This is a genomic window from Bradyrhizobium sp. USDA 4461, assembly GCF_054055655.1.
This window is the reverse complement of record NZ_JBSRXM010000001.1, coordinates 5,108,327-5,134,200: the sequence shown is the minus strand read 5'-3', so window position 1 is coordinate 5,134,200 and position 25,874 is coordinate 5,108,327. Positions and strand designations below refer to the sequence as shown.

At 64.7% G+C, this 25,874-nt stretch carries 24 protein-coding genes; 9 read left to right on the top strand and 15 right to left on the bottom strand.

The window, feature by feature from the left end:
* The first annotated feature begins 98 nt into the window (after nt 1-98).
* Nucleotides 99-1,166: an efflux RND transporter periplasmic adaptor subunit gene (locus tag ACVINW_RS23670; RefSeq protein ID WP_456753516.1), complete on the top strand. Its 1,068-nt coding sequence runs from the start codon at nt 99-101 to the stop codon at nt 1,164-1,166.
* Nucleotides 1,159-4,287 (top strand): efflux RND transporter permease subunit, encoded by a 3,129-nt coding sequence (locus ACVINW_RS23665; protein WP_456753515.1) that lies wholly within the window; start codon nt 1,159-1,161, stop codon nt 4,285-4,287. The genes ACVINW_RS23670 and ACVINW_RS23665 overlap by 8 nt, the downstream gene beginning before the upstream one ends.
* A 258-nt stretch (nt 4,288-4,545) precedes the next feature.
* Here the strand turns inward: ACVINW_RS23665 and pqqA are convergent, their stop codons facing one another.
* Entirely contained in the window at nt 4,546-4,626 is an 81-nt protein-coding gene (gene pqqA / locus ACVINW_RS23660; RefSeq protein WP_009031067.1) for a pyrroloquinoline quinone precursor peptide PqqA, read from the bottom strand.
* 342 nt (nt 4,627-4,968) lie between these two features.
* A complete protein-coding gene (locus tag ACVINW_RS23655; protein ID WP_456756480.1) occupies nt 4,969-5,367 on the bottom strand; it encodes a calcium-binding protein in 399 nt (132 codons plus the stop codon).
* A gap of 217 nt (nt 5,368-5,584) precedes the next feature.
* On the opposite strand from ACVINW_RS23655, the gene ACVINW_RS23650 reads away from it, so the two are divergent.
* The 4 genes from ACVINW_RS23650 (at nt 5,585) to ACVINW_RS23635 (ending at nt 9,011) form a co-directional block, all read left to right on the top strand.
* Nucleotides 5,585-5,830, top strand: coding sequence for a hypothetical protein (locus ACVINW_RS23650; RefSeq protein ID WP_456753514.1), 246 nt, complete (start codon nt 5,585-5,587; stop codon nt 5,828-5,830).
* Nucleotides 5,831-6,059: 229 nt separating this feature from the next.
* A complete protein-coding gene (locus ACVINW_RS23645; protein ID WP_456753513.1) occupies nt 6,060-7,724 on the top strand; it encodes a methanol/ethanol family PQQ-dependent dehydrogenase in 1,665 nt (554 codons plus the stop codon).
* A 13-nt stretch (nt 7,725-7,737) separates the two neighbouring features.
* Nucleotides 7,738-8,088, top strand: a complete 351-nt coding sequence (locus ACVINW_RS23640; RefSeq protein WP_456753512.1) for a c-type cytochrome — start codon at nt 7,738-7,740, stop codon at nt 8,086-8,088.
* Nucleotides 8,085-9,011, top strand: coding sequence for a substrate-binding periplasmic protein (locus ACVINW_RS23635; protein WP_456753511.1), 927 nt, complete (start codon nt 8,085-8,087; stop codon nt 9,009-9,011). The genes ACVINW_RS23640 and ACVINW_RS23635 overlap by 4 nt, the downstream gene beginning before the upstream one ends.
* A gap of 9 nt (nt 9,012-9,020) precedes the next feature.
* Here ACVINW_RS23635 and ACVINW_RS23630 read toward each other — a convergent pair whose 3' ends face one another.
* From ACVINW_RS23630 to ACVINW_RS23580, 11 genes are all read right to left on the bottom strand, one after another.
* Complete coding sequence (locus ACVINW_RS23630; protein ID WP_456753510.1) at nt 9,021-9,929, bottom strand: flagellin; 909 nt, start codon at nt 9,927-9,929, stop codon at nt 9,021-9,023.
* 16 nt (nt 9,930-9,945) lie between these two features.
* The gene (gene flgK / locus ACVINW_RS23625; protein WP_456753509.1) at nt 9,946-11,727 is read right to left on the bottom strand and encodes a flagellar hook-associated protein FlgK; all 1,782 of its coding nucleotides are present in this window, start codon (nt 11,725-11,727) and stop codon (nt 9,946-9,948) included.
* A gap of 27 nt (nt 11,728-11,754) precedes the next feature.
* On the bottom strand, nt 11,755-12,210 hold the full coding sequence (locus ACVINW_RS23620) for a flagellar protein FlgN (RefSeq protein WP_456753508.1): 456 nt from the start codon (nt 12,208-12,210) through the stop codon (nt 11,755-11,757).
* A 19-nt stretch (nt 12,211-12,229) separates the two neighbouring features.
* Nucleotides 12,230-12,481 carry a hypothetical protein gene (locus ACVINW_RS23615; RefSeq protein WP_456753507.1) on the bottom strand — a complete coding sequence of 84 codons (252 nt, stop codon included), beginning with the start codon at nt 12,479-12,481 and terminating at the stop codon, nt 12,230-12,232.
* Entirely contained in the window at nt 12,481-13,770 is a 1,290-nt protein-coding gene (gene flgE, locus ACVINW_RS23610; protein WP_456753506.1) for a flagellar hook protein FlgE, read from the bottom strand. The genes ACVINW_RS23615 and flgE overlap by 1 nt, the downstream gene beginning before the upstream one ends.
* Nucleotides 13,771-13,789: 19 nt before the next feature.
* Nucleotides 13,790-14,461 (bottom strand): flagellar hook assembly protein FlgD, encoded by a 672-nt coding sequence (locus ACVINW_RS23605; RefSeq protein WP_456753505.1) that lies wholly within the window; start codon nt 14,459-14,461, stop codon nt 13,790-13,792.
* A 250-nt stretch (nt 14,462-14,711) separates the two neighbouring features.
* A complete protein-coding gene (locus ACVINW_RS23600) occupies nt 14,712-15,230 on the bottom strand; it encodes a hypothetical protein (protein WP_456753504.1) in 519 nt (172 codons plus the stop codon).
* 94 nt (nt 15,231-15,324) lie between these two features.
* Nucleotides 15,325-15,768 carry a flagellar export chaperone FliS gene (locus tag ACVINW_RS23595; protein ID WP_456753503.1) on the bottom strand — a complete coding sequence of 148 codons (444 nt, stop codon included), beginning with the start codon at nt 15,766-15,768 and terminating at the stop codon, nt 15,325-15,327.
* Nucleotides 15,768-17,468, bottom strand: a complete 1,701-nt coding sequence (fliD, locus tag ACVINW_RS23590; RefSeq protein ID WP_456753502.1) for a flagellar filament capping protein FliD — start codon at nt 17,466-17,468, stop codon at nt 15,768-15,770. Before fliD ends, ACVINW_RS23595 begins: the two co-directional genes overlap by 1 nt.
* Nucleotides 17,469-17,531: 63 nt before the next feature.
* On the bottom strand, nt 17,532-18,356 hold the full coding sequence (locus ACVINW_RS23585) for a flagellin (RefSeq protein ID WP_212016051.1): 825 nt from the start codon (nt 18,354-18,356) through the stop codon (nt 17,532-17,534).
* A gap of 140 nt (nt 18,357-18,496) precedes the next feature.
* Nucleotides 18,497-19,198, bottom strand: coding sequence for an RNA polymerase sigma factor (locus ACVINW_RS23580; protein WP_456753501.1), 702 nt, complete (start codon nt 19,196-19,198; stop codon nt 18,497-18,499).
* Nucleotides 19,199-19,865: 667 nt separating this feature from the next.
* Between ACVINW_RS23580 and ACVINW_RS23575 the strand changes: the two genes are divergently transcribed.
* From ACVINW_RS23575 to ACVINW_RS23565, 3 genes are read left to right on the top strand one after another with little or no spacing between them, the layout of a single operon-like run.
* Nucleotides 19,866-22,253, top strand: coding sequence for a hypothetical protein (locus tag ACVINW_RS23575; RefSeq protein ID WP_456753500.1), 2,388 nt, complete (start codon nt 19,866-19,868; stop codon nt 22,251-22,253).
* A gap of 58 nt (nt 22,254-22,311) precedes the next feature.
* Nucleotides 22,312-23,670: a hypothetical protein gene (locus ACVINW_RS23570; RefSeq protein ID WP_456753499.1), complete on the top strand. Its 1,359-nt coding sequence runs from the start codon at nt 22,312-22,314 to the stop codon at nt 23,668-23,670.
* Between the two features lie 35 nt (nt 23,671-23,705).
* Entirely contained in the window at nt 23,706-24,431 is a 726-nt protein-coding gene (locus ACVINW_RS23565; protein WP_456756479.1) for a formyltransferase family protein, read from the top strand.
* Nucleotides 24,432-24,449: 18 nt separating this feature from the next.
* On the opposite strand, the gene ACVINW_RS23560 is transcribed toward ACVINW_RS23565, so the two are convergent.
* Together ACVINW_RS23560 and ACVINW_RS23555 are read right to left on the bottom strand one after the other, a co-directional pair.
* Complete coding sequence (locus ACVINW_RS23560; protein ID WP_456753498.1) at nt 24,450-25,403, bottom strand: aliphatic sulfonate ABC transporter substrate-binding protein; 954 nt, start codon at nt 25,401-25,403, stop codon at nt 24,450-24,452.
* Between the two features lie 24 nt (nt 25,404-25,427).
* Entirely contained in the window at nt 25,428-25,658 is a 231-nt protein-coding gene (locus tag ACVINW_RS23555) for a hypothetical protein (protein ID WP_456753497.1), read from the bottom strand.
* Between the last annotated feature and the right edge of the window lie 216 nt (nt 25,659-25,874).

Sequence of the window (25,874 nt, the reverse complement as noted above, 5' to 3'; positions counted from 1 at the left end):
GAACGTCGACCTGGTCCGAGCCGGCAGCCGTAAGACCGGCGCCTTGCCGCCAGTTCATTTCGTCAATAAGCTGGTTCCTCACAACTGCTAACAGGCTGATGGCTCTTACGGAAACCTTCTGGCGTGGCGCCGCGATCGCTGTGTGCTTGCTGGCGCTCGCCGCAGGCGCTTGGCCTCTCACGGGTCAAGTCCGGCGTGCTGCTGCGGAGCCCCAACCGGATAAATCGGATTCGGGCCGTACCGAGCCCTCCCGCACCGCAAACAGCGACCAGGCCGTGGTCAAGCTGACGCCCAGCCAGCAGGGACAGATCGGACTCGAAACCGCGGTTCTGGAAGCCGCTCCGCATCCCGAGCAATTCCACGCATACGGCGCCGTGCTGGACATCTCCCGCATCACCGAGCTCACCAACAGCTACGCCAACGCACAGGCGCAGCTCCAGACCGCGCAGGCCAAGCTCGAAGTCGCGAAGAGCGCGTTCGACCGGACCAAGAACCTGGTCGACTCCGCCGCGCTGCCGAGAAAGGAAGCCGAAACTGCGGAGGGAACGTTGCGGACCGACAAGGCCGCGCTTGCCGCCGCGGAATCGCAGCTCCGGACGCTGGCGGCGACGGCGCAGCAGGAATGGGGGCCGGTGATCGGCCGCGGCATCGTCGAGCGCTCGCCCGCCGTTGTCAGGCTGATCGAACGCGATCAGTTTCTGGTCCAGGTGACGCTGCCGCCCGGCGTGAGCGTCACCGGGACTCCTGGAACGGCTCTGGCGCAGGCGCCGACACGAAATGCGAATATCGATCTTCAGTACGTCTCGCCGGCAACACGCACCGACCCCCGCGTTCAGGGACTGAGTTATTTCTTCTCGGCGCCGGGCGACAGCGGCCTGTTGCCCGGCATGAACACGACAGTCTATGTGCCATCCGGCAACACGTATGAGGGCGTGTTCATCGAAGATACCGCGATCGTGCGATGGCAGGGCCGATCCTGGGTTTACCTGCGCGTGAGCTCCGACAGCTTCCGGCGGCTTCCGATCAGCACCGATCAGCCGGTCTCGGATGATGACTACGTCGTCCGGGACATCCCGTCGGGATCCGAAATCGTGATGCGGGGCGCGCAGGTCTTGCTGTCCGAGGAGGCCAAGAGCCAGCTTCGGGGCGGCGATGACAATGACTGACGGCATCGGCGCCAGCAGGTCAGGCCCGCAAGCCGCTCTTGTCGCGTTCGCCATCCGCTTCCGCGGCATCGTGCTCGCGTTGTCGTTGGCGCTGCTGGGCTATGGCCTGTTCGCGCTCGGCGAAGCCAAATACGGCGTCTTCCCCGAATTCGCTCCGCCTCAGGTTACGATCCAGACCGAAGCCCCCGGCCTCAGCCCGGAGCATGTCGAGCTTCTGGTCACCCAACCGATCGAAACGTCGATCAACGGCCTGGCCGGCGTCGAAAGCCTGCGCTCGTCGTCGATCCAGGGCCTCTCGGTGGTGACGGTCGTCTTCCAGCCGGGTAGCGATATCTACCGGGCGCGGCAATTGGTGACGGAGCGCCTTGCCGTGGTGGCCGCGCGGCTCCCGCAGGGCGTGCAGCCGCCGTCGATGACGCCCTTGACCCCGCTGGCCGGCACGGTGCTGGTCATCGGCCTGACGTCCGACAAGCGCTCGCTGATGGATCTGCGCACCATTGCGGACTGGACCGTATCAAGACGGCTTCTGGCCGTACCGGGCGTCGCCCAGGTCGCCACCTACGGCAAGGATGTCAGGTCTCTGCAAGTGCAGGTCCGCCCCGACGACCTGATCCGGTTCAAGGTCGGCCTGAATGATGTACTGGCCGCTGCGCGCAAGGCCACCGGCGTGCGGGGCGCCGGCTTCATCGATACCGCCAATCAGCGCATCACGCTGCAAACCCAGGGCCAGTCTCTGACGCCCGAGCAGCTGGCCCGCACCGTGCTTCTGCACGAAGGCGGTGCTAGCGTGGTTCTCGGCGACGTTGCGACCGTCGTGACCGCGCCCGAGCCGCCGATCGGGGCCGCCCTGATCGACGGCGTGCCGGGCATCATGCTCATGGTGAGCCAGCAATACGGCGCCAATACACGAGAGGTCACCACGCGCACCGAAGCCGCGCTGCAAGAGCTGCGACCGGGCCTTGAAGCCGACGGAGTTCGACTCCAGGCGGACATCTTCCGCCCTGCCAATTTCATCGACGCGGCGACCGAGAACGTGCTCAACGCCCTGTTGATCGGCGGCGTGCTCGTGGTCGTCGTTCTCTTTCTATTTCTGTTCGACTGGCGCACCTCGATCATCAGCTGCACGGCCATCCCCCTGTCGTTGATCGCGGCCGTGCTCGCGCTGCAATGGATGGGTGAAACGCTCAACACCATGACGCTGGGCGGCCTTGCAATCGCGATCGGCGAAGTCGTCGATGACGCCGTGATCGGCGTCGAGAATGTCGTGCGCCGCTTGCGTGAAAACCGCCGGGCAACGGTGCCGAGATCCGAGGTTCGCGTCGTGCTCGACGCCTTCCTCGAAGTGCGTACCGCCGTTGCCTATGCGACATTTGCGGTGCTGCTGGTCTTCCTCCCGATCCTGACGCTCCCCGGCATTGCCGGCCGCCTGTTCGGCCCGCTGGGCATCGCCTACATCTTCGCCGTGCTCGCCTCGCTCGCGGTCGCGCTTACGGTGACGCCGGCGCTCTCCATGCTGCTCCTCGTCGGGAAGACCGGCGAACGGCGCCTGCATGAACCGCCTGCGGTGCGGTGGTCTCGTCGCTACTACCAGGCCTTGCTGCGCCGTATCGGCCGTTACCCGAAGCTGGTGATGACGTCAGCCGCCGCTTTGACGATCGCCGGCGCGGCGATGCTGCCTTTCTTCGGCGGGACGTTCCTGCCGGATCTGCGGGAAGGCCATCTGATCCTGCACGTCTCCGCGATTCCCGGCACCTCGCTCGACGAATCGCTTCGCATCGGCAAGCTGATGACGGATACGCTGCTGAAAATCCCGGGTGTACGCCGGGTGGCGCAGCATGCCGGCCGGGCCGAAGCCGGCATCGACACGGTCGGTCCGCATTCCAGCGAGTTCGAGGTCGACCTGGAGCCGGGGCTCTCGGGCAAGGCACAATCCGCGGCAGAAGCGCGCATCAGAACCGCGCTTGCCGACTTCCCCGGGGTTTCCTTCTCGAGCAAGACCTACCTGACGGAACGCGTCGAGGAGACCGTCTCCGGCTTCAGCGCGGCGGTGGTGGTCAACATCTACGGACCCGATCTCGATGCGCTCGAGCGCGCGGCACGCGACGCCGCGCGAGAACTGGATGAAGTCGGCGGTGCCGCCGACGTCCAGCAACGAACCCCATCGGGTATGCCGCAGGTCAATGTGACGCTGCGCCCGACCGACCTGCAACGCTGGGGGCTCGATGCGGTCGAAGTGCTCGAACTGATTCGGACCGCCTATCAGGGCGACGTCGTCGGCCAGGGCTACGAAGGCAATGCCGTCTTCAATGTCATCGTGATCCTCGACGCGTACGACCGCGCCCGGCTCACCCAGATCGGTGACCTGCCGGTGCGCACGCCGAGCGGCGCCTACATTCAGCTGAAGCAGATCGCCGACGTCTACGAGACGTCGGGCCGCTATCAGATCCAGCATCTCAATGCGCAGCGCGTTCAGACCGTGACGGCCAACGTCAGCGGACGCGATCTCGAATCCTTCGTGGCCGCCGCCAAACGCAAGCTGGCTCGCGAGGTCACGCTGCCGCCCGGCGCCCGTGTGGAATTTGCCGGGGCGGCCGAGGCTCAGGCCCGGTCGCGGCACGATCTCATCGTCAACTCCTTGCTGGCCGGGACAGGCATCGTCGTTCTGCTCGCGATGGTGACCGGCCATTGGCGAAATTTGTTGCTGGTCCTGATCAACCTGCCGTTCGCCTTTGTCGGCGGCGTGTTCGCATTGGCGCTGACCGGCGGCCTGCTTTCACTGGGATCGATGGTCGGCTTCGTCACGCTGTTCGGAATCACGCTGCGCAACTCGATCCTCATGATCTCGCACTATGAGCACCTCGTGCTGGTCGACGGTCGTGTGTGGGGACTGGATACCGTGATCGAGGGCGCAGCCGATCGGCTCGTCCCGATCCTGATGACGTCGCTCGTGACCGGCCTCGGATTGCTGCCGCTGGCGATCGGCGCGGGAGAACCGGGACGCGAGATCGAGGGCCCGATGGCGATCGTGATCCTGGGGGGCCTGATGACCTCGATGGCGCTTAGTCTGCTGGTGCTGCCGACCCTCGCGCTTCGATATGCGCGCTTCAAGAGCCGCGCCTGAACACGTGCAAGGCGCGTGACGAGCTGGACCCGGTTTCGCTACACAAGCAGCGAACCGCGCGGACCAGGCATTGGCAGCGCGATCGGGCAATGACGGTTGAGCGATTTCTTGTTGGCGGGATCGCCGAAGCCGGTTCAGACCAGCTTTGCGCGCCGGCGCGGTCTGTTCGACAGGCGCCCGGGGATCGAAAGACCCGCCGACACTGCCACGGCCTCGACGGCGTATGCCATCGAAGCCGCGGCAGGTCGTCAGGTGATGTTACTTGCGCGCTGCGCAGGCGTACATGTTGATTTCCATGCCCACCGGCACTTCGACGATCTTCGGTGTTTTCCAGGCCATTTCCTTCTCCCAAGGTAAAGTTGGCGCAAGCCTCGCGCCGCGCGGCAAACTAAGACTGGCTTTTCCAGGGCGCAAGCTGGGCTGGTCGGAACCCGACTTCGCTGCTGGACATGCCGACACGGACGACGGCTCGCTGACGCCTGCCCGGCCTTGAGACGGCCGGGAAATCCCGACACTGATCTGTCAGGCATTTTCCGGCTGCCGGGCAGCGGCGCATCGATAAGCAAACCCGATTGCGCCGCGCCGGTCTTGCCCAAGAGCGAAATCGCAACTTTTTTTGTTATGCGCGGAATCCAGCATCGATATCCGGGATCCGCCCAGCCGGACTCGCCGGCAACGCGGCTATTTAAGCAGACGCAGCAGGGCCCGGCCGGCCCGCGACTTCAGCTCTTTCGCGTCCAGCGTTCCGTCACTGTCGGGATCGGCGGCCTTGAAGCGCTGCTCGACCACCGCGAGGTATTCGTCGAGCGTCAAGGTGCCGTCGTGATCCGGATCAGCCATCTTGAGTTCTTTCGCGGTGAGCCGTCCGTGCAACTCGCGCACGTCGAGCGTGCCGTCATGATCGGGATCGAGCTTCGCGAACAAATCGGCGGCAGCCTTCTTCGCTTCGGCAAGATCGACCGTGCCGTCATTGTCGGGGTCGAGCATCTTCAGCGCGTTGCGACTGCCGGATGCCGCCAAAGCGGGACCCGCGAGGGCGGCCATGGCCAAACTCAAAGCAAGCGATCGGCGCGAAATCATCATAGGTCTCCTTTGAGAGCCGCTCCTGCCGAAACTCCCGTCAAGACAAGAAACGGAGCCTGCCCTGCGTCGAACCCACCATAGCAGTTCCGACGAAGCTGCCTACCCGTCAAGGAGGCGGCAGACCGTGTCGGGTTTCGGGTGGAAAGCGATTGTCTCACGGATCATGTCTGGCATTCGGCAGATTGCATTGCACCGGGGATCAGCGAGGCGACCCATGAGCGAGATTGACAGGACCACATTGGGCTCACTCGTCGCACTGATCCTGATCGCGCCGGTGTCCGCGCAGAACGCGGCCCCCGCCCCGACAATGGATGCGGTCCAGCATCGCACCCTCACCGGCAAGGAGCGGCTCGGGCGCAAATGGACCGACGAGCAGCGCATCGACAACTGCAATGTGCCGCCGGACAAGCGCGGCACCAAGCCGCGGCCGAGTGCGTGTCCGCATGCGCCGTCAAGCTGATCGAACGCTTCGCACTGCGACATAGCGACGGTCCCGCCTGGTGTTGAGTATTCCACACGACGGTAAGCCACGGACGCATTTGCGAAAAACCTGACGAGCTCAACCAGCCTCCCGAGCTTGGCTGGGGTTCGTTCACGTTTTCGTATTGACCCGTTTTGGTTTCAGGCGGATGGTTCCGCCCGCAACGTCAGGAATAGGCGTGCAGAAAAAGGTTCATTGGGAGGATAGGATGAGACGCATTGCGCTGGCCGCAAGCCTCGTGATTCTTGCATCGTATGGTGCAAGCGCCCAGACCAACGAGCAGTTGGTCAAAGGGGCGACCGATACTTCGAACGTTCTCAATTATGGAATGGGTTACAATCTTCAGCGCTTTTCGACGCTGAACCAGATCAACAAGGACACCGTCAAGAATCTGGTGCCGGTCTGGAATTACAGTTTGAACGACGACCGCAGCGAGGAATCGCAGCCGCTCGTCTACCAGGGCGTCCTTTACGTCACGACGCACAACGCGACGATTGCGGTCGACGCCAAGACCGGCAAGCAGATCTGGAAGACCAAGGTCGAGTATCCCGCCGAGACACCGCGGATCGTCTGCTGCGGCATCATCAATCGCGGCGCCGCGCTGTATGACGGCAAGGTGTTCCGCACCACCCTCGACGCCAATGTGATCGCGCTCGATGCCAAGACCGGCAAGGAGCTGTGGCGCCAGAAGGCCGCCGACATCAAGGAAGGCTACTCGATGACGGTGGCGCCCTTGGTCGCCGACGGCGTCGTGATCACCGGCATCTCGGGCGCCGAATTCGGCACCCGCGGCTTCATCGACGGCTGGGATCCGGCCACCGGCAAGCAACTCTGGCGGACCTACTCGATCCCGACCCCGGACGAGCCCGGTGGCGACACCTGGAAGGGCGACACCTGGAAGCTGGGCGGCGGCTCGACCTGGATCACCGGCTCCTATGATGCCGAACTGAACACGGTGTATTGGGGCATCGGCAATCCGGGCCCGTTCAACTCGGCGGTGCGTCCCGGCGACAACCTCTACACCTGCTCGGTGCTCGCACTCGACCCGAAGACCGGCAAGATCAAGTGGCACTACCAGTTCTCGCCGAACAATCCGTTCGACTATGACTCGGTGGCCGAGATGGTCCTCGCCGACATGAACGTCGAGGGCAAGCCGACCAAGGTGCTGATGGATGCCAACCGCAATGGCTTCTTCTACGTGCTCGATCGCACCAACGGCAAGCTGCTCGCGGCCAATCCCTATGTGAACGTCAACTGGGCCACCGGCATCGACATGAAGACCGGCCGCCCGATCGAGACCGACGTCTCCAAGGATGCGCGTGACGGCAAGAAGGTCACGGTCTACCCATCGATCCTCGGCGGCAAGAACTGGGAGCCGATGTCGTTCAATCCGCAGACCGGCCTCGCCTATGCCAACACGCTCGCCTTCGGCGGCCACTACAAGGCCGAGCCGGTGACGTTCAAGCAGGGCGAATGGTATCTCGGCATGGACCTCACCGATCCCTGGGAATGGGGCACCGGACCGCGCGGCCATCTCAAGGCGATCGATCCGATGACCGGCAAAGCGAAGTGGGAAGCGCCGAGCGACATTCCGCGCTTCTCCGGCGTGCTCTCCACGGCCGGCGGCGTGGTGTTCTCCGGTCAGCTGACCGGCGAATTCGAGGCGTTCGACGCCGACACCGGCAAGAAGCTCTGGCAATTCCAGACCGGCTCGGGCATCGAAGGACAACCCATCACCTGGCAGCAGGACGGCGTGCAGTATGTCGCCGTCACCTCGGGCTATGGCGGCGTCTATTCGCTGTTCTCCGGCGACGAGCGGCTTGCCAAGGTGCCACCCGGCGGCTCGCTGTGGGTTTTCGCGGTCAAGAACTGAGCGCGGAGCACACGTGACTGAACGCGTATCCCTGTTGACGGCGGCGATCTTCGCCGCCGTCGCGGCGACCTTGATCATATTGATCCCGGCGGCCGCACAGCAACCCAGTGCAATCGACCTTGAGGGTCAGGCCGACCAGGGCAAGGTCATCTACGCCAAGAATTGCTCGCATTGCCATGGACCCAACATGGTCAATTCCGGAACCATCACGCCGGATTTGCGCGCATTTCCCGACGACAAGACGCGCTTCGTGACCACCGTGAAGCAAGGCAAGAACGGCAAGATGCCGCCCTGGCTCGACATCCTGAGCGAGCAGGAGATCGCCGACGTCTGGGCCTTCCTGGTGACCCGGAGGCCGCAATGAGAGCAATCCTCGCGGGCACAGCGGCAGCCCTGCTGCTTGCGATGACGGCGGCGGCACATGCCGGCGACGCGCCGCTCAAGGTGTGCCTCGACGAGGATCTGCCGCCGCTATCGGCGCATCATCGCGGCAAGCCGGATGCCGGCTTCGACGTCGCGCTCGCGCAAGCGGTTGCCGAGCGGCTCGGGCGGCCGCTCAAGATCCAGTGGTTCGAGAGCAAGCTCGACGAGGATTCGAGCCCGGCGCTCGAAGCCAACGCGCTGCTGTCGGACGGCCGCTGCGCGCTGGTCGGCGGCTACGCCCTCACCACCGACTCGCTGAAGGTGCCCGGCGTCACGACCGCCAAGCTGCCGGACTTCGACGGCGCGACGCGCGACGATCGCCGCCGGCGGATTCCGATCGGGGTGCTGGTGCCGAGCCAGCCCTACATCTATTCGCCGATGACCGTCGTGCTCGGGCCGAAAGCGAAACAGCGCAAGATCACCGATATCGGCGACCTCGCCGGCCTTCGCCTGACGATCGAAAGCGGCACGCTCGGCGATGCCATCCTGATGACGTTCGACAAGGGCAGGCTGATCGAGGACATCACCCACCTGGTTCCCGGCCGCAGCGACCTGCTGGGCGAACTCGAGCGCGGCGAATACGACGCCACGCTGCTCGACCTGCGCCGCTTCGACGCCTACCGCGCCGAGCATCCGGACACCAAGATCGCCGCCTCCGGCTATTACTATCCGATCGGCGCCAACCGCGGTTACGTCGCGCTCGACACCGACAAGGCGCTGCTGGAGGCCGTCAACAAGGCGCTCGCCGATCTGCAAGCCAAGGGCGCCATCGCCGAGCTCGGCAAGGCCGCCGGCCTCACCTGGCTCGCGCCGCGCGAGCCGATCGTCCTCGGCGATGTCTGGCTGAAGATCCTGAACCGGTGATGCCGGCGACTACCGCAGGTAGCTCGCCAGGTTCATGCTCTGGATCTTGGAGATCGCCGAATAGGACGCCGTCAGCTGGGCCTGATAGGTCGACAGCTGCGCCGTCACCGCGGCGACGTCGACGCTGGTGAGGTCCGTCGACAGGGTCTTGGCGAAGTTCTGGTAGTCGCTCTGGTCGGTGCTGCCGGTCTCGATCTGCGACGCCGCGGTCGAGAGCTTGGCCTGCACCGTCGACGTCGCATCCAGCGCGGTGCTGGCGAGGTCGAGCGCCTGCGAGATATCGCTCGACGACAGGCTCGAGCTGTTGCCGACATATTTCAACAGCCGCATGACCTGCTCGAACGCCGGATTATCCGCGGTGACGCCATAGGACACCGACTGGCTGTCGGAGACGCGCACGGTCGCGATCTCGCTGTCGCCCTTGTAGTAGCTGGTGTCCGATGTCGTCAGCGAGCCGGTGCCGGTGCCGAAGGTCGACATGTCCACCGGGGCGGTGTCGGTGCGGGCTCCGCTGAAGACGTATTCGCCGTCATACTGGGTGTTGAGCAGTCCCTGCATCTGCGCCATGGCCTGCTGGGCATAGTTGATCACCGATGCCGTCGCCGTGCTGCTCCCGGTGGTGGCCGCGCTGAGCTGGGTGCGCAGCTGGGTGATGATGTCGGTCACCGAGCCGACCGCCGAATACATCGCCTGCACCTTGTTGTCGGCGAGATTGGCGGCGTCGATATAGGACTGGGCGCGCGTCACCGAGACCTGCAGATTGATCACGCGCCCGGCGCCGGATCCGTAGCCGCCGAAATCCTCCGATTGCATCCCGGAAGATTCCTGCACCTGCTCGTTGGCCATCGCCGCCTGCAGCCGCAGCGCGCTCGTGATCATCTGGTCCGACTGCGCGAAGGTGGCAACACGCATCAACATGACGACGGTCTCACACTCAGCTTGCGGTCATCGCGGTCATCAGCGCCGAGAACATGGCGTTGATGGCCGTGATGATCTGGGACGCGGCGGCGTATTTGTTCTGCAAGGCACTTAGATTGGCGCTTTCCTGGTCGATGTTGACGCCGGATTGCGACGACAGCGAATTCGCATAGGTCGACTGCGCCGTCTGCTTGGCCGTGTAGGTCGACGACGCCTGGGTCGCCTTGCCGGCGACGTTGGCGACGATCGCAGCCGCATAGTCGGTGAACGAGCCGGTGGTGGCGCCGAGCCCGCCCGCCATCGCGAAATTGGTCGATCCCGTCAGGGCGCTCGAGAGCGCGTTGATCACCGTCGCCGAGCCGGGCGACAGCACCGAGTTTCCGGTCGTCAGCGTCGATGACGCACCGAGCGTCGCGGTCGGCAGCGCCGACGTGCCGTTGAGGATGTCGCTGCGCACCGCGATATCGGAGGCGCTGGTCCCGGTGATCAGGTCGTTGAGCCCGAAATAGTCCGAAAATCCCTCGGCTGGACTGCCGACCGAGCTCGTCATCTCGTTGATGGCGACGCCGTAACCGGAGCCGTTCGCCGAGATCGTCAAATGTCCGTTGGCATCGAGCGAAGCCGTGACGCCGGGCACCTTGCTGTTGATATCGTTGACGAGCGCGCTGACCGTGGTATCGGACGCGAGATCGAGATCCTTGTAGGACACCAGATTGCCGCTCTTGTCCGTAACCGCAATCCGCACCGTGCCAGTCGCCGACAACGGCGTCGAATTGCTCACGGTCGCGGTTCCGGTCAAGGTCGCCGGCGGCGGCAACGATGTGCCCTGGTTGGAGACGGCGTTGACGGTCGCGGTCAGCTGCTGAGCGAGCTCGTCGAGCTGCGACTGCGCGGCCGGCAGCGTCTGGTCGCGCAACGTGATCAGTGCACTGACCTTGCCGGACGTGATCTGCGAGGTGATGTCGACCCCGTTGACGGTGATCGCGCTGAAGCCGCTCGTCGCCGATCCCGCGGCGTAGGTCGTCGCCGCCGTGACACTGGACGCCGGCGTGTAGCTCAATGGATGCGCCGTGCTGTCGACCAGGGCCTGTCCCGAGCCGGTATAGACCTGCACGTCGCCGCTCGAGTTGGTGAAGTAGCTCACGTTCATTTGCGATGCGAGGTCCTGCAACGCGCTGTTGCGCTGGTCCTCGAGATCGGCGGTCGGCTGGCCTGCGGCGGCTTCCTGCTTGATCTGCTTGTTGAGGTCCGAGATCTGCTGCAGATCGGAATTGATGTCGGTGACCGACGACGCGATGTCCTGGTCGGCGTTGGAGCGCAGCTTCTGGATCCCGCTCGAGGTCTGCTGCAGCTGGTCGGTGACCGCGTTCAGCGCACTGACGGCGTTCGCCTGCAACGACGCGCTGCTCGGCGTGCTCGCCAGCGACGACAACGCCGACTCGAAAGCCGCGATCGTGTTCGCCAGCGAGGTGCCTGTCGTCGAGCTGTCCGAGCTCGAGGTCGAGCCATAGAGCTGCTGAAGCTCGGTCAGATAGTTGTTGTTGGTGTCGGCGGCACCGAGATCGGAATCGGCGCTGACCAGAGACTTCAGCAGCAGCTTGTCGACCGAGCTGGTAATCCCCGTGATCGTGACGCCGGTGCCGACACCAGCGGTAACGCTGCTGCTCTGGTTTGCGGTCTTCTCGGTATAGCCCTTGGTGTCGGCATTGGAGATGTTGGCCGAGGCTATGCTGATCTGCACCTGCGTGGCTGACAGCCCGCTGAATGCGATGCTTCGTGCGATATCGAGCGACGACACGGCCTACTCCCTCCGGCGCTGGCCCGATCAGGCCCGCACGTTGGTGCCATAGGACATCGCGGGCGTAACGCGACGGCCGCCGGCCCCATAAGGCGATACGTTGGCGATCTGCTCGCGGATCGCCTGCATGATCGCCTCGATCCGGCGGTTGCTGGCATCGATCGCCGCGCGCAGCCGCATCACGTTCTCGTCCATTGCGACCCTAAGCTTCAGGATCCGGTCCATCAGCTGCTCGCGCAGCGCGCGGTCCTGGACGTTGAGATTGGCGGCCTTGCCGACCGCCTCGGCCACGCACTGCTCGAACAGGATGGCGAGGCGGTTCTTCTCATCGACCTGCTTCAGCCGCGAGGCCGGCAGGCCCTTGGCGAGCTCGACGTTCTCCTCGTTCACGATCGCGATCAGATTGTCGATCAATGCGATCAACGACCTGGCGCGTTCGTCATTGCCCGCGGGATTGATCTTGATGTTGCGTTCCGGTGTCATGTCATCACTCCCGTTCAAGCTAGTGTCCGCGGCGCAGGTCGCGAACCGATTGTGCGCTGCGCCCGTATGCGGCGATCGCGGTTATCCGGGCGGTGGCCCGGTTGAATTCCTGGTCGAGCCGCGCGCATTCGCGCATCAGCAAGTCGCGCAATGTTCCGATATCGTCGAGCAAAGCGATGAGCTGCGCCCGGTCGTTCGGCTGGACCGCAGCGGCCTTCGCCTTCAGCCGCCGAAGCCTGACCAGCAGGCGGTCATTGTTGTTGTCGGTCATCATCGCGACACCGCGGAGATCAGCGTATCGAACATCTTGTCGACGGTGGTGATCACCTGCGACGCCGCCGAATAGGCCTGCTGCGCCGAGATCATGTTGGAGAACTGGCCGCTGGTGTCGGTGGTGCTCGATTCCAGCTCGCTGCCGTAGATCGTCCCGGCGCCGTTGCTGCCCGAGGTCTGCAGCGTGGCGTTGCCGGAGGCCGCCGTCGCGGAATACATGCCGTCGCTGGCCGCGCTCAATCCGTTAGGGTCGCTGAAGGTCGCAACCGCAATCTTGTAGATCGCGATGGTCTGACCGTTGGAGTAGGTGGCGTCGACCACGCCGCCCTTTCCGATCGCGATGCTGCTCAGCTTGCCGTACGGCAGACCGTCCGAGGTGATGCTGGTGAGATCGACGGCTGGCGTGGTCTGGCCCGACGAATACTGTGTGAGGCCATCGGTCTTGCCGGCCGTACCGAGATTGAGCGTGATGGCGGTACCGTTGGCGGTGGAGCTGTCGGCTGCGCCGTCCTTCCATCCGGTGATCGAGATGGTCGGCGGGCTCGGGTTTGTCGAGGCGAGCGAGCCGTCGGCATTGAAGGTGATATCCACCGTATCAGTGATCGCGTTGGCACTTGCCGTGGTGGAGTCCGACGCGAGCTTGGGCTGCTCGAAGCTGGCCTGCCAGGTATTGTCGGCGGTCTTCTTCCAGTCGATCTGGATCGTGCTCGCCGTACCCAGCGAATCGTAGACCGTCATCGAGCTGTTGAAGGTCGCGCCGACGGCGGCATCGGCCGGCAGGTTCGCCGCGACCGTGGTCTTGGTGGTGGCGCTGCCGCTGGTGGAGGCCACCTGGGTATTGATCGGCCCAAGGCTCGCGGCAGAGGCATTGCCGATGATGTTGCCGTCGGCGTCGGTACGCCAGCCTTCGAGGTAATTGCCGTTGTTGACGAGGTAACCCAGATTGTCGGTGGTGAACGCACCGTTGCGCGTATAGGAAGTCGTGCCGCCGGTCGTCGCGTTGGTGGTGACAAAGAAGCCGCTGCCCTGGATCGCAACGTCGGTGGCGTTGGTCGTCGCGGCCAGCAAGCCCTGCTGGGTGATATTGGCGCGGCCGGACACCGTGACGCCGCCGGACGTGTACGAGGTGGCGCTGTTCGACGCCGTCACCAGATCCTCGAACATCGCCGACGTGGTCTTGTAACCGGTGGTGTCGGCGTTGGAGATGTTGTCGGAAATCATTGCCAGCGACTGGCTCTGCGCATTGAGCGCCGAGATCGCCGAGGAAAGTGCACCAGTGAGACTCATGATAATACTCCGGAAGCAATCAGGACGTGACGCCGATGATGTTGGCGGCGCTGACCGAGACGCCGTTCACGAGCAGCGACGGCGTCGAGCCGGAGGCATCGATCCCGGTCACCGTTCCCGTCATCGTGGTGTAGCTGAGCAGCGAATTGCCGGCGGAGTCGGTCGCGGTCACCTGGATGGTGTACTGGCCGCCATTGCTGAGCTGCGTGCCGTTCGTGGTCTGGCCGTTCCAGGTGAAGCTGTTGGAGCCGGCGTTTCCGGTCCCCTTGCCGCTCCATACCGTGTTGCCCGAGGAGTCCTGGATCGTGATCGCGACGTTGGACGCGGCCGAGGTCAGCGAGTAGCCGAACGTCGCCGAGCCGTTGGTCAGCTCCGCCGTATTCGTCTTCGCCTCGACGGTGTGACCGATGTAGTTGACCGAGTTGAGCGTCACGAGGCTCGAGAACGAGCTCGCCAGCGACGTCATGCTGGCGTTGGTCGACTGCTGCTCGGTGAAGTTGGCGTAGGAGGTGAGCTGATTGATGAAGTCGGTCGTGCTGGTGGCATTCAGCGGGTCCTGGTTCTGCAGCTCGCTGACCAGCAAATTGAGGAAATCGGTCGAGCTCATTCCCATCGACGCGGTCGACGATGAGCTCGACGATGAACTCGAGGCGGCGGAGGTTGCAGCAGAGGTTGCCGAGGAAACGGTCATGACAAGGCTCTCTTCGTCGCGGGTCAGTGCGACGGAACGCGTTGGAACATTGGGGTCGTGAAGTCGTTCGCAGATAAAACGGATGACGCGCCGAATTCAGGCGCGGATTCATCTCGGTGGAATCACTTGATTAATCGGCAGAATTTGCCGATCGGCCAACGGCCATAAGGCGCTCCTCAGAGCTCGCAAAGGGTCGCCAGCGACCCGCCACGGAAACGCGCGGCGTCGTCATCGGGCAAACGCAGAGAGCCTAGAGCGAAAGGTTGATCGGCAGATCCGGCTCGCCGAACAGCAATGCCGGCGGCGTCAGCGCGGGCAACAGGCACAGCGCCAGCAACAGCGCGGGCAGCACCTTGCCTTGCGGCGCGGATTCGCCCGCAGCTTGCGCATCGTTTGGCTGGTCTTCGGGCGCAGCCGGCTCCGAAGCCGGCTCGGGAGGCGCCTGTTGGGGCAGTTTCGCCGCTGCGGCCGTGATGCGGTCGACAAGCCCCTTGGGTGCGCGAACCGGCGGTGCCGCAAGGGCCCGCCGCACCGCGCTGGCCTCTTCATAGAGCGTCCGCGCCTCGGCCGAGGAGGCCAGCAGTTGGACGGCGGCAAGACGCTGATCATCGGGCCAGCGGGACAGATCCTCCCCCAGCCGGTCGATCAGGTCTTCGAATGTCGCAACGTCCATCCCGCGCGCAGATCCAGCCTCGTCGCCAAGGCTGTCATAAAGCATTCGCGGGACGGCGGAAATCAATTTCCGCCGCCGGTCCGTCAGGTCCAGCATGGTGCTCACCGGGCGGCCTTTTTCCCCAACAGGACGCCCGCCCTGGCGCCCTGCCCCCTCCCGGCGAAACCGGTTCGCCGGCCGATTCGCCCGCTCAGCGGCCGGCGGCCGATTCGAGCGTCTTGTCGAGCGTCTTGGCCTTGGCCGCCTTGCCGGCGGTCGCCTCGACATATGTCCAGGCGTCGCGAAGCTCAGTCAGGCTGGCGATGATGCGCCGGAAATTCTCCCTGGCGTGCGGCCGGCCGTAGGAGCGCAGGCATGCCATGATCAGGGCATTGTAGGTCCGGAACAGGCGATCGGCCATCGCGCCGCCGCGGGTGACGTCGAGATGGTGGCTCAGTCCGCGCAGGATCGCGGTCGCCCGCGTCAGATAGGCGTGCCCTTCCTCGAAGCGCTTCGCCTCGTGCGCATCCAGCGCCTTCTGCAGGAAGGTGATGGCGCCATCGCACAGCATCACCACCGCCTTCAACGGCGGCACCGCCACCGCGGCGGATCGATAGGCATTGTTGGCGAGGTAGGCCGTGGCATTCTGGGTCATTATTTACTCGATGATGCGTTCAGGAGGGCACTCAGGTAGCCCAGCGTGTTGTTCGCGCTTTCGATGGCGGCCTGATAGTTGGCGTATTGAAGCTGCAGCTGCGCCTTGAACGTCGCTGCATTGCTCTGAATGTCATTGACCTGGGATTGCAGCTCGGTGTCGCGCGACTGCAAATTGGTGATCAAGGTTTGCAGCTGACCGCTGGTCCCGGAATTGGTCTGCGCGAGTTGATAGATCTGCGTCGCAAGACCGGAGGTCGACGACACGGTGATCGATTGCGAGGTCGAGCCGGTATAGGTGAATGCCATGCCGGCATAGATCGTGCCCGCGTTGCCGATAATGGAGTTGCCGACAATCGAAAAGCCGGAGCTGTCGCCGCCGACCGAGGCCCCGCTCAGCGTGCCGGTCGAATCCACGGTCACGTCGAGCGTGAAGGATTGCGGGGACGTGCCGGTATTGACCACGCTGAGCTGGCTGGACGAGGTGGTGGTCTGCGCCGACAGCAGTTTGGTCACACCGGCCAGATTTTGCGTCAGCACCGTCGACAGCGTACCCGTATCGAGCTGCAGCTCGTTGTTCTCGTTGAAGGACAGGCCGAGATCGGCCATCGTCATGCCGTTCACGGTCCCGCTCAGCACCTGCTGGAGCTGGGTCATGATATCGCGCATCGTGCTGTCGCCGAACAGCACTGCGGTCGATGCGGCGGTGCCGTCGGAATTCTGCGCGGACTGCGCGATCACCTGATCGCGAAACGCGTTGTAGTTGGTGACGAAGGTCTGCAACGCACTCGTGATCTGGCTGGTGTCGGTCTGGATGCTGATGTTCAGGCTGGTGCCGCTCGGCGTCGGCTGCAGCAGGTCGAAGGTGACGCCGGTCAGAACGTCGGAGATATCGTTGGTATTGCGGGTGAGCGCGATGCCATCGAGCGTGAACTGCGCGGACTGCGACTTCTGCAGCACGTCGGTGAAGGCCCCCGACGTGTCGGTGACGCCGAGCTTGTTCAGGATATCGTCGCCCGACGTCGACGAATAGGTGATGTCGGCAGCGTCCTGGGTCCCGGTCAGCACCATCTCGTAGGACCCGCTCGAGACCTGGACGATCGAGGCCTGGACATTGGTGGTCGAGGTCTGCGCATTGATGGTGTCGACGACATCCTGCATCGACATGCCGCTGGTAATCGAGATCGCCGTGCTGGTGCCGCCGGCCAAGCCGAGCGAGAACGTGCCGGCGAGGCCCAGCGCCGTCGACGAGCTCGACTGCGTGGAGCCGATCACTTTCTGCGCGGTCGCCAGCTGGCTGATCTGGAGCGTATGATCGCCGGTCGCCGAGCCGCTGTTGACGCTCAAGTTGAGCGCCGAGGAGGCGCTGACGTCGCCGGTCGACGAAATCGTCGCCGAGCGCGTGGCAAATGCGTTGGTCGCGATCGAATTGATGATCGAGGTGCTGAGCGACGACAGCCCGGTGGCCAGCGTCGACAATTCCGTCTGCAGCGATTGGTAGGCGGTGATCTTGGCCTGGTTGGCGGTGATCGACGTCGTGATCGTGGTCGCCTGCGTGAGCTTGGCGTTGACCTCGGCTTCGATCAGGGCATCCCAATCGATACTGGTCGAATTGGTCGTGCCGGTGGTTGTCACCGTGCTGGCAGAACTGGGCGACGTCGTGCTGGATGTGCTGCTCGAGGTGGCGCTGCTAACCGTCATGTCGACACTTCCGCCGCAATAGGAATCGGGCCGGCATCATGCCGGCCCGATCTGTCTGTCGAATTAGCCGAGCAGCTTCAGCAGGTACTGCGGCATCTGGTTCGCCGCCGTTTCCGCCGAAACCGCGGCCTGGGTCTTCACTTCGGCCGAGGACAGCGTCGCCTGCTCGGCGGCGATATCGACGTCCTTGATCGCCGAGTTGGCGGACTGCAGGTTCTGGGTCTGGGTCGAGATCGAGTCGGCGCTGAAGTTGAAGCGCGATTCCTGGGCACCGATCTCGGCGCGGGCGGACGACACGGTGTCGATCGCGCTGTCGAGCGCCGACATCGCGCTGGTGGCGGTCGAGAGGCTCGAGACGTCGAGCGAGGTGACGCCGAGCGAGGACGCCGTCAGGCTGGTCAAGGTGATCGTGATGGTGTCGGCCGAGGTCGAGCCGACCAGCACCGAGACGCCCGAGGAGAACACGCTCGAACCGTCGAGCAAGCTCTGGCTGCTGTAGCGGGTGCCGCTGGCGATCGAGTCGATTTCGCCCTTGAGCTGCGTGAATTCCGAGTTGATGTAGGCGCGGCTGGAGTCAGCCACGGTGCCGGACGCGGACTCCGAAGCCAGCGACTTCATGCGGGCCAGGATGTCCGAGATGTTGGAGGCGCCGCCGTCGGCGGTCTGCAGGATCGAGGTCGCCTGCGCCGCGTTGGTGGCGGCCTGCTGCAGCGTCGTGATGTCGGAAGAGATGCGGGTCGAGATCGCGAGGCCGGCGGCGTCGTCGGAAGCCGAGGTGATGCGCGAGCCGCTCGACAGCTTCGACAGCGCGCTGGTTTCCTGCTGCGAGTTGATGTTGAGGTAACGGACCGCGGAGTTCGCGGCGGTGTTGGTGGAAATTGCGGGCATGAGTAGCTCCTGTGATGATGGGGCATGGCATGCCGCATCGGGAAGAAGAGAGGTGACGCGGATCCAGCCCCCGTCCGCCCGATCAAACGGGTCGGCCGCCGGTGGTCAGGCGCGAAATCTTCAGAAGCCGAAATTTATGGTTAGCAGTCGGTAAACGCGCCGCGCAGGTCCCGCTCGTGCCGCTTGAGCATCTCGCGCAGCTGTTGCCGCCCGCGCTTCAAGAGCGATTCGACCGCCGCGACGGTCGTGTCCATCACGTCGGCGATCTCGCCGTTGCTCATGTTCTCGTGGTAGGAGAGGATCACCGCGACGCGCTGCTGCTCCGGCAGGCGCTGCATCGCGAGCTCCAGAAGATTGCCGATTTCGTTGCGCTCGATGACGGTCGAGGCGTCGAGCTGCGTGTCGGCGACCTCGGGCACGACATCGACGTTCTCGGTGCGCGGCTTGCGGCGCAGATCGATGCAACGGTTGCTGACGACGCGATAGAGCCAGGTCGAGAACTTGGCACGGCCGTGCTGCCAGCGGCCGCGATGCGTCCACACCTTGAGCATCGTGTCCTGCACCACGTCTTCGGCGTCGGCCGCGTTACCGACGATGCGCAGCGCGATCGCGTAGGCGCGATCGACATGGCGTTCGACCAGAGCACGAAACGCCGCCTCGTCGCCGGCGGCGAGGCGGTCGAGCAGTTCCTTGTCCTCGTCCTGGATCTCGACGGTGTCGAGCGGGCCCGCATCGGCAACCGTGGGGACGTTGCTCCAGGGAGCCGCCGCTTCGACCGGCGCAGCCGCGACCGTCGTGGCCTCCACCTCGACCGCTGCCATCACATCAAGCGCGTAACTCATCCGCCGCTCTCCAACCAACGCCGCTGGCACACATCCCATGCGGCTTCTGAGCGTTGAACGGAGGCGCCAGGCAAACCAGGCGAACTTTTTTCGTTATTTTTCAAGCGCTTAGCTGGATCTTTTTGCCGACCGCCCGGCAAAAGCTGCCGCCGCGCGAAGGCGCAACCGGCAATTCTACGGAAAATGGAGCAGTCGTTCAGCATCGCCTCGCATGCCCGCGGAAAAGTTCGTCGCGCCGGAAAACGCTGTTGTCACATCAACTAACGCCACGCGAACACGTGCATGCGCGGAGCATGCGAGTGATCCATTGCCGTTGGTCGCCATCTTGCATTCGACGATTGCGACTAGGCAATTTTTTCCGAATCACCATTTCGACGTTATCGGATTTTTTGAATCTGTCAGTCGCGAAGCGCGCGTTTTCGAATCCCGCATCAACTTTTTTGAACCGACGCGCCTGATTTGTCTCATGCACGCGTTCAACGCATGAGGACTGGCGGGAATTTTGCGCATGACGATCATGACGGTCGACGCGACGCGTCGGGCGCAGAATGTTTCTGCATGTTCATTCGATGTTTTCGATACATTTCTGCTGCGCGCCTGCACGGCGCCAGATGGCGTATTTGAAAGGGTTTTTCAGCTTTCTCGCATTGCTGAAAAATTTCCGAATATGTCCGTCAGTTTCGTTCAGCATCGAATCCAGGCTGAGGCGCGCGCGCGCAAGCTCGCGCTGGAGCGCAACGGCTCCACTGAAGTGCGCATCGCCGATATCTATAAGTACTTTCCGTTCAGGCTGTTCGGCCTGAAGCGCGACGCATTGCAGGATCTCGCGCGAATCGAATTCCAAGCCGAGCTCGAGCTGTGCCGCGCCAATCCGGAAATGCTCGAGCAATATCTAGACATGAAGTGCGGCGGCTTTCGCGTCGGCTTCATCTCCGACACCTACTGGAGCACCGAGCAGCTTTCGCAACTGCTGCGCAGCTGCAGTCCCGGGCTGAGCTGGGATTTCCTCTACGCATCCTGCGATCACGGCAGCAGCAAGAGCGAAGCGCTGTTCGAGGCCTATCTCGCCGAGCAAGGCGTCGATGCGGCGAGCTCGTTTCATGTCGGCGACAATCACGACGCTGATATCAAGGGCGCGCGCCGTCACGGCATTCGCCCGCGCTACTATCCGCAGGCCAGCGCGGCGCTGGCCTCGAAGTTTCAGCGCGAAACAGCGATGTACGAACTGCTGTGTCCCGATCAGCCGTCGCGACTCGATCGCGGCGCCCGTACGCTGCGGCGTGCGGTGGCGGCGCGGAGCGCTGAGCATTCGCCAGCCTTCAGCCTCGGCGTGACCGTGCTCGGCCCCGTCATGGCGGCGTTCGACGCCTTCATCGAGGCCCGGCGTGCGGCGCTGGTGCGCGCGGGCGCGCGCGTGGCGATCGGATTCCTCGGCCGCGACGGTCTGCTGCCGCATCGCGTCTGGCAGGCCAGCCATGGCGAGAGCCAGGCAGGCCATGGCGAGAGCCAGGCCGGCCATGGCGAGACCGGCGCCTATATCGAGATCAATCGCCGTGTCAGCCTGGTCGGATCCGCCGATACGCTCGAGCCGCTGATCGAGCTGCTGAGCCGTGTCGTCAAGATCGACGCGCCGACCTTTGTCGATATCGTCAAGGTGCAGCCGCCTGCGGTGATGAATTTCTTTGCCCGGTATCCGGACGGCATTGCGAGCGGTCGCGAACTCGCCGACGCCCTGCCCGATCTGATGGACCCGCGCGAGATCACCGATATCGCGGCCGGCGTGCGCGACCGCCTGCTCACCTATTTGCGCGCCCGGATCCCGGACTTCGATCACTGTACCGACCTGATCCTGGTCGATCTCGGTTATTCGGCGAGCGTGCAGAAGTCGCTGCGGCGCATCTTCGATCGCGAGGGCATTCGCATCCGCCTGCACGGCGCCTATCTGCTGACGCTTGACGACGCCTTCGACGATATCGCCGATGACGACAGCGCGGAAGGCCTGATCTCCGATCGCATCGTCACGCCGCACGTCAAGCGCATGCTGATCCGCAACGTCGCATTGCTGGAGCAGCTCTGCTGTTCGGCGGAGGGATCGGCGCGCGACTATCGCGGCGGCGAGGTGCTGCGCGAGGGCGATCAGCGCCCCGCCGCCCAGCTCGCACTGGCGACCGAGGTGCAGTCCGGGACGATCGCCTATGCATCGCGCGCCCGCGAGCTGGCGCCGCGCTATGCATTGCAGCCCGACGCGGACCCGATAGTCGCCGCGCGTTGGGCCGCCGCGGTGCTCGGGCGCCTGCTGCTGCTGCCCGACGATGACGAACTGGTGCTGCTCGGCGGCATCAAGCATGACGTCAATCTCGGCACCCAGGCGCTCGCGCCGCTGCTCGATGCCGACTTCATCAATGATAGCATCAGCGCCCGCGGCCTCGTGGCCGCCTGCACGGCGCCGGCGCCGCCGATGTGGCTGGCCGGCAGCTTTGCCGCGTTGTCACCGTCGCACGCCTATCTCTACACGCTGTTCGGCGCCAATCGCCTGCCCGCCAACGTGTTCGGCGAGTCGCACTGCGGGACCTTGCAGGTCGGCCTGTTCGGGCGGGACGGCCAGGCGTCGCTGGAGGCGATCACCGTCTATCATACCGGGCTCGGTGATCTTCGGCTGCGGATCCCACTGTCGCGCCGCATGGCGGTTGCGACCATCGCGCTGCCGTTGCCGAAACTTGCCCGCAACGGGCTGCTTCACGGCATCACCGTCCAGTACGGTGAAAGCGCGGCGAAAGCTGCGGCCAGTCCGAACCTGACGGCGATCGCCGGGGAACGGCTCACCGATGCCGGCATCGAGCGGACCGGCCGTCAGTTCCGCGCCACCAGCGAAGACGGCATGCTGCTGATCCCGGTCGACGGCTTCGAGGACGACGTTGCGATCTACACGATCGCGCTGACCGCCCTCGACCATGACCGCATCCTCGCGGTCGAGACCCGTGACGGCAACCGAGCCCCCTCGGCCACGCTGTCCTGGCGCGCGGGTAACGGCGCGCCGCCAACCAACGGCAGCTGATTTGTCCGCCTGATCTGGCCGCCCCGCCCGTAGAAGGTTAACGAGGGGTAGTGCGGGCATGATTTCGGCTGACACGGCGCAAGCGGACGGCTTGCAGACGAATTTCGACCAATTGCTGGCGGCGAACGGCATCCGGATGAGCGCGGCGCAGCGCCGGCGGCTGGCATGGCTGTCCGAGCGGCTCGGGCGTGTGTCGATCCACCAGGCCGGCTCGGTGCCGGCGCGGGATGACGGCGTCATCATCGTCGTCGAGCCGCCGAGCGGCCCCGCCGCCGAGATGCTCTACCGGTCGCTTCGCGCCGACAGCGCGGTCGTCATTCCGTTCGGCGAGAACCCGGCGTTCGATTTCCTGAAATCCAAGCTGACCGACTTCGGCACCGTCGGACCAAGCTACGATGGCCCGCACGAGATGTGGTGGGGCGGCCTCAACTGGCGTCTGATCGCGCCCGAGGCAGGCGCAAGCTCCGAGGCCCCGCTGCGCGTGGTCACCTGCTATCCGCGCGCCCTGGGCGACGATCATGCCCGCGCGCTGCGCGAGAAGCTTGCCGAATTCCAGATCGCGAGCGAGATCGTGCCGATCGACACCGCGGACGGCGCGCACATAAGCGCATCCGACAAGTCCGCCTTCATGCTGCGGGTGTGGGAGGCGCACGACGAGCCGCTGCTCTTCATCGAAGCCGATGCAACACTCAGCGAGCCGCCGCTGCTGCCGTCCCACCTCGCTTGCGACGTCGCGCTCCACAAATGGAACCGGTGGGAGATGTCGGCGCGCACCCTCTATCTCGGCCGCTCGCCTGCCGCCGAAGCGCTGCTGCGCACCTGGCACCGCATCGCGACCGCCTATCCCGCGGTGTGGGACGGCTACCTGCTCGACCAGGCCTGGAGCCTGACGTCGTCGCAGATGGCGCTCGACACCGCCTGGCTGCCGCGCTCATACCACGCACCGGCCGAGGACGCCGGCACGCCCCGCCATACCACGATCGTTCACAACCTGCCGACCGACAACAGCGATCTCGGTCCCGACGCCGAATTCGGCGTCGCGCTGCGGCCCGCGCGGCGCGCCAGCCGCAGCGGCGGCCGCGATGCCATGATCGTGGTCACGTCGCAGGCGGCCTCGAACGATGCGATCACCGTGATCATGCGCGATATCGCGACCAGCGACGCGCGCGAGATGGCCGCCAGCATCGAGGCCGTCACCGGCGCATTCGCCGCCGATTGCGGCGGCTTCGGCCGGCTCGAACTCGCGCTCTGCCCCTGGCAGGACGACATCCGCGCGGCGAAATCGGCAGCCAAGAGCGCCAACAACCGGATCATCGAGATCGCGCCGTGGCAGACGCTGCCGACCGATCTGTTCCGCACCGTAGGCCAATCCCGCGATGCCGGCAGCGTCGTCATCATGGCCGGGCAGCGCGGCTGACGGACGGAAAGAACGAACAAGAGAAGGACACCCGCATCATGAAGACCATCATCCTTCTCACCGGCGTCGCCGACCAGCAATTCGCGCTCACCGAACTGTTGAAGGCGCACAACCCGGCGCTGTCGTTCCGCTGCGCGGTGACGGCTGAGGAACTGGCCGCGATCGAGCCCGAGGTGTTGCGCGAAGCCCGGCTGCTCGCCTTCACCACCAGCGTCATCGTGCCGGAGAGCATTCTGACGGCGCTCGGCCACGGCGCCTATAATTTTCACCCCGGCCCGCCGCAATATCCCGGCTGGGCGCCGGCGCATTTCGCGCTCTATGACGGCGCGCGCAGCTTCGGCGCGACGGCCCATGTGATGGCCGCGCGCGTCGATTCCGGTCCCGTCGTCGGGGTCGAGTCCTTCATCATTCCCGACAAGATCGGCGTGCGCGGGCTTGAGCAGATCGCCTATGTGCGGCTGGCCCATCTGTTCTGGCGGATGTCGCGCGATCTCGCCTGCAATCCGGCGCCGCTGGCCGAGCTGGAGATCGCTTGGTGCGGCGTCAAAAGTACAAGGCAGATGTACCGCGACATGTGCGAGCTTCCCGCCGGCATCAGCCCCGGTGAGCTGGCACGCCGGATCCGCGCCTTCCACGACGATTTCCGCGGCATCCCGCTGACCGTCTCCGTGCACGGCATCCGCTTCCAGCTCGCGACGACGACGACACAGACGCCCGAGGCGCCCCAAGTGATCGCGCCGCCGCTCGCCGCGGCTTCCTGACCACGCCACCAAATCGGCTCACGAGCCGGGTGTCCATTTCCAGACGATATCGGAAACATTGATCGGCTTTGGGATCAGCCCGATCGCCTTGAAGCGGTCGGCAATCGCCTGCTGGCTCCTGATGATCTCGGCGTCGACCGGCACCACCTGGTAGTTCGAGCGCGCGACGAAGCGCCTGACCGCCTCGATGTCGACGCCGGTGGCCTCGGCCTGCGCACGAGCCACCTCCTCGCGGTGATCGGCGGCCCATTTTCCTTCGGCGGCAAAGATGGAGTTCAGCTTCGCGACGATGGATGGATACTTCGCAACAAAGTCCGATCCCGCGATGTAGAACGCGTTCGGCTTGTGCACGTCCTTGTCGAAGGCGATCACGCGGACCTTGTCCTTGATCTCCGCCAGCGCCAGATAGGGATCCCAGATCGACCATGCGTCGACGATGCCCCGGGAGAACGCGACGGTCGCGTCCGCCGGCGCCAGCGGCGTCGGCGTGATGTCGCTCCAGGACAGGCCGGCCTTGTCGAGCGCGGCGACGAGCAGATTGTGCGCGCTCGAGCCCTTGCCGAACGCAACGCGCTTGCCCTTGAGATCGGCGAGCGTCCGGATCGGGGAGTCCGCCGGCACGATGATCGCCTGGTTGCTGCCATCAGAGGTCACCGCCGCCACGTACGCGATCTTGGCCGCGCCGGCCTGCGCGAAGATCGGCGGCGTATCGCCGACGAACCCGAAATCGACGCTGCCGACATTGATCGCCTCGAGCAGCGGCGGCCCGAACTGGAAGTCGATCCACTTCACCTCGATGCCGAGCGGCTTGAAGGCGTCCTCGACGGTGTGACGCTGGCGGACGGCCGGAAACAAGCCGCCTTTCTGCGTGCCGATGCGGATCTCGGCCGGCTTGTCTTCGGCCCGGGCCGGCGCGACGGCGAATGCGGACAATGCCAGCGCGGCCGCAAGAATGGTACGTCTTGTCGTCATGACAGTCCTTTCAAAGGTTGTCTTTCAGATATTGCGTGAGTTCGATGACGGCTGGCCGCGCGCCTGGCGGCGCTGCAAATGCGCCCTCACCGCGCGCTCCGCGGCGCGGGCGGAGCCGAAATGCCCGCCGTCGAGGCCATCGAAGGCGCGGTCCGAAGAGAAGAAGCAGAAGCCGCTGTTATCGCCGACGACGATACCCGCGGTGCGATCCGATACTTCGATGACGTAAGCTTGGGATGTTTGCGCTTGGGACATGCGTGCTCCATCGCCGAATGACGGCGTCCTGTCTGATTGTCGGGTGCTTTGGATTTGTCGAAGCGATTAACAACAGACGCCGGTCGCCGCCGAGACGCAGCGGTGCTGCATGCGGCGTCGCATGTCGCACATCAAGCTGCGGTGGATATGTCTCATTGCGGTGACCTTGGACAACACGGATATCGCGCATCAATATCCGGCCGAACCGCGCGGCGG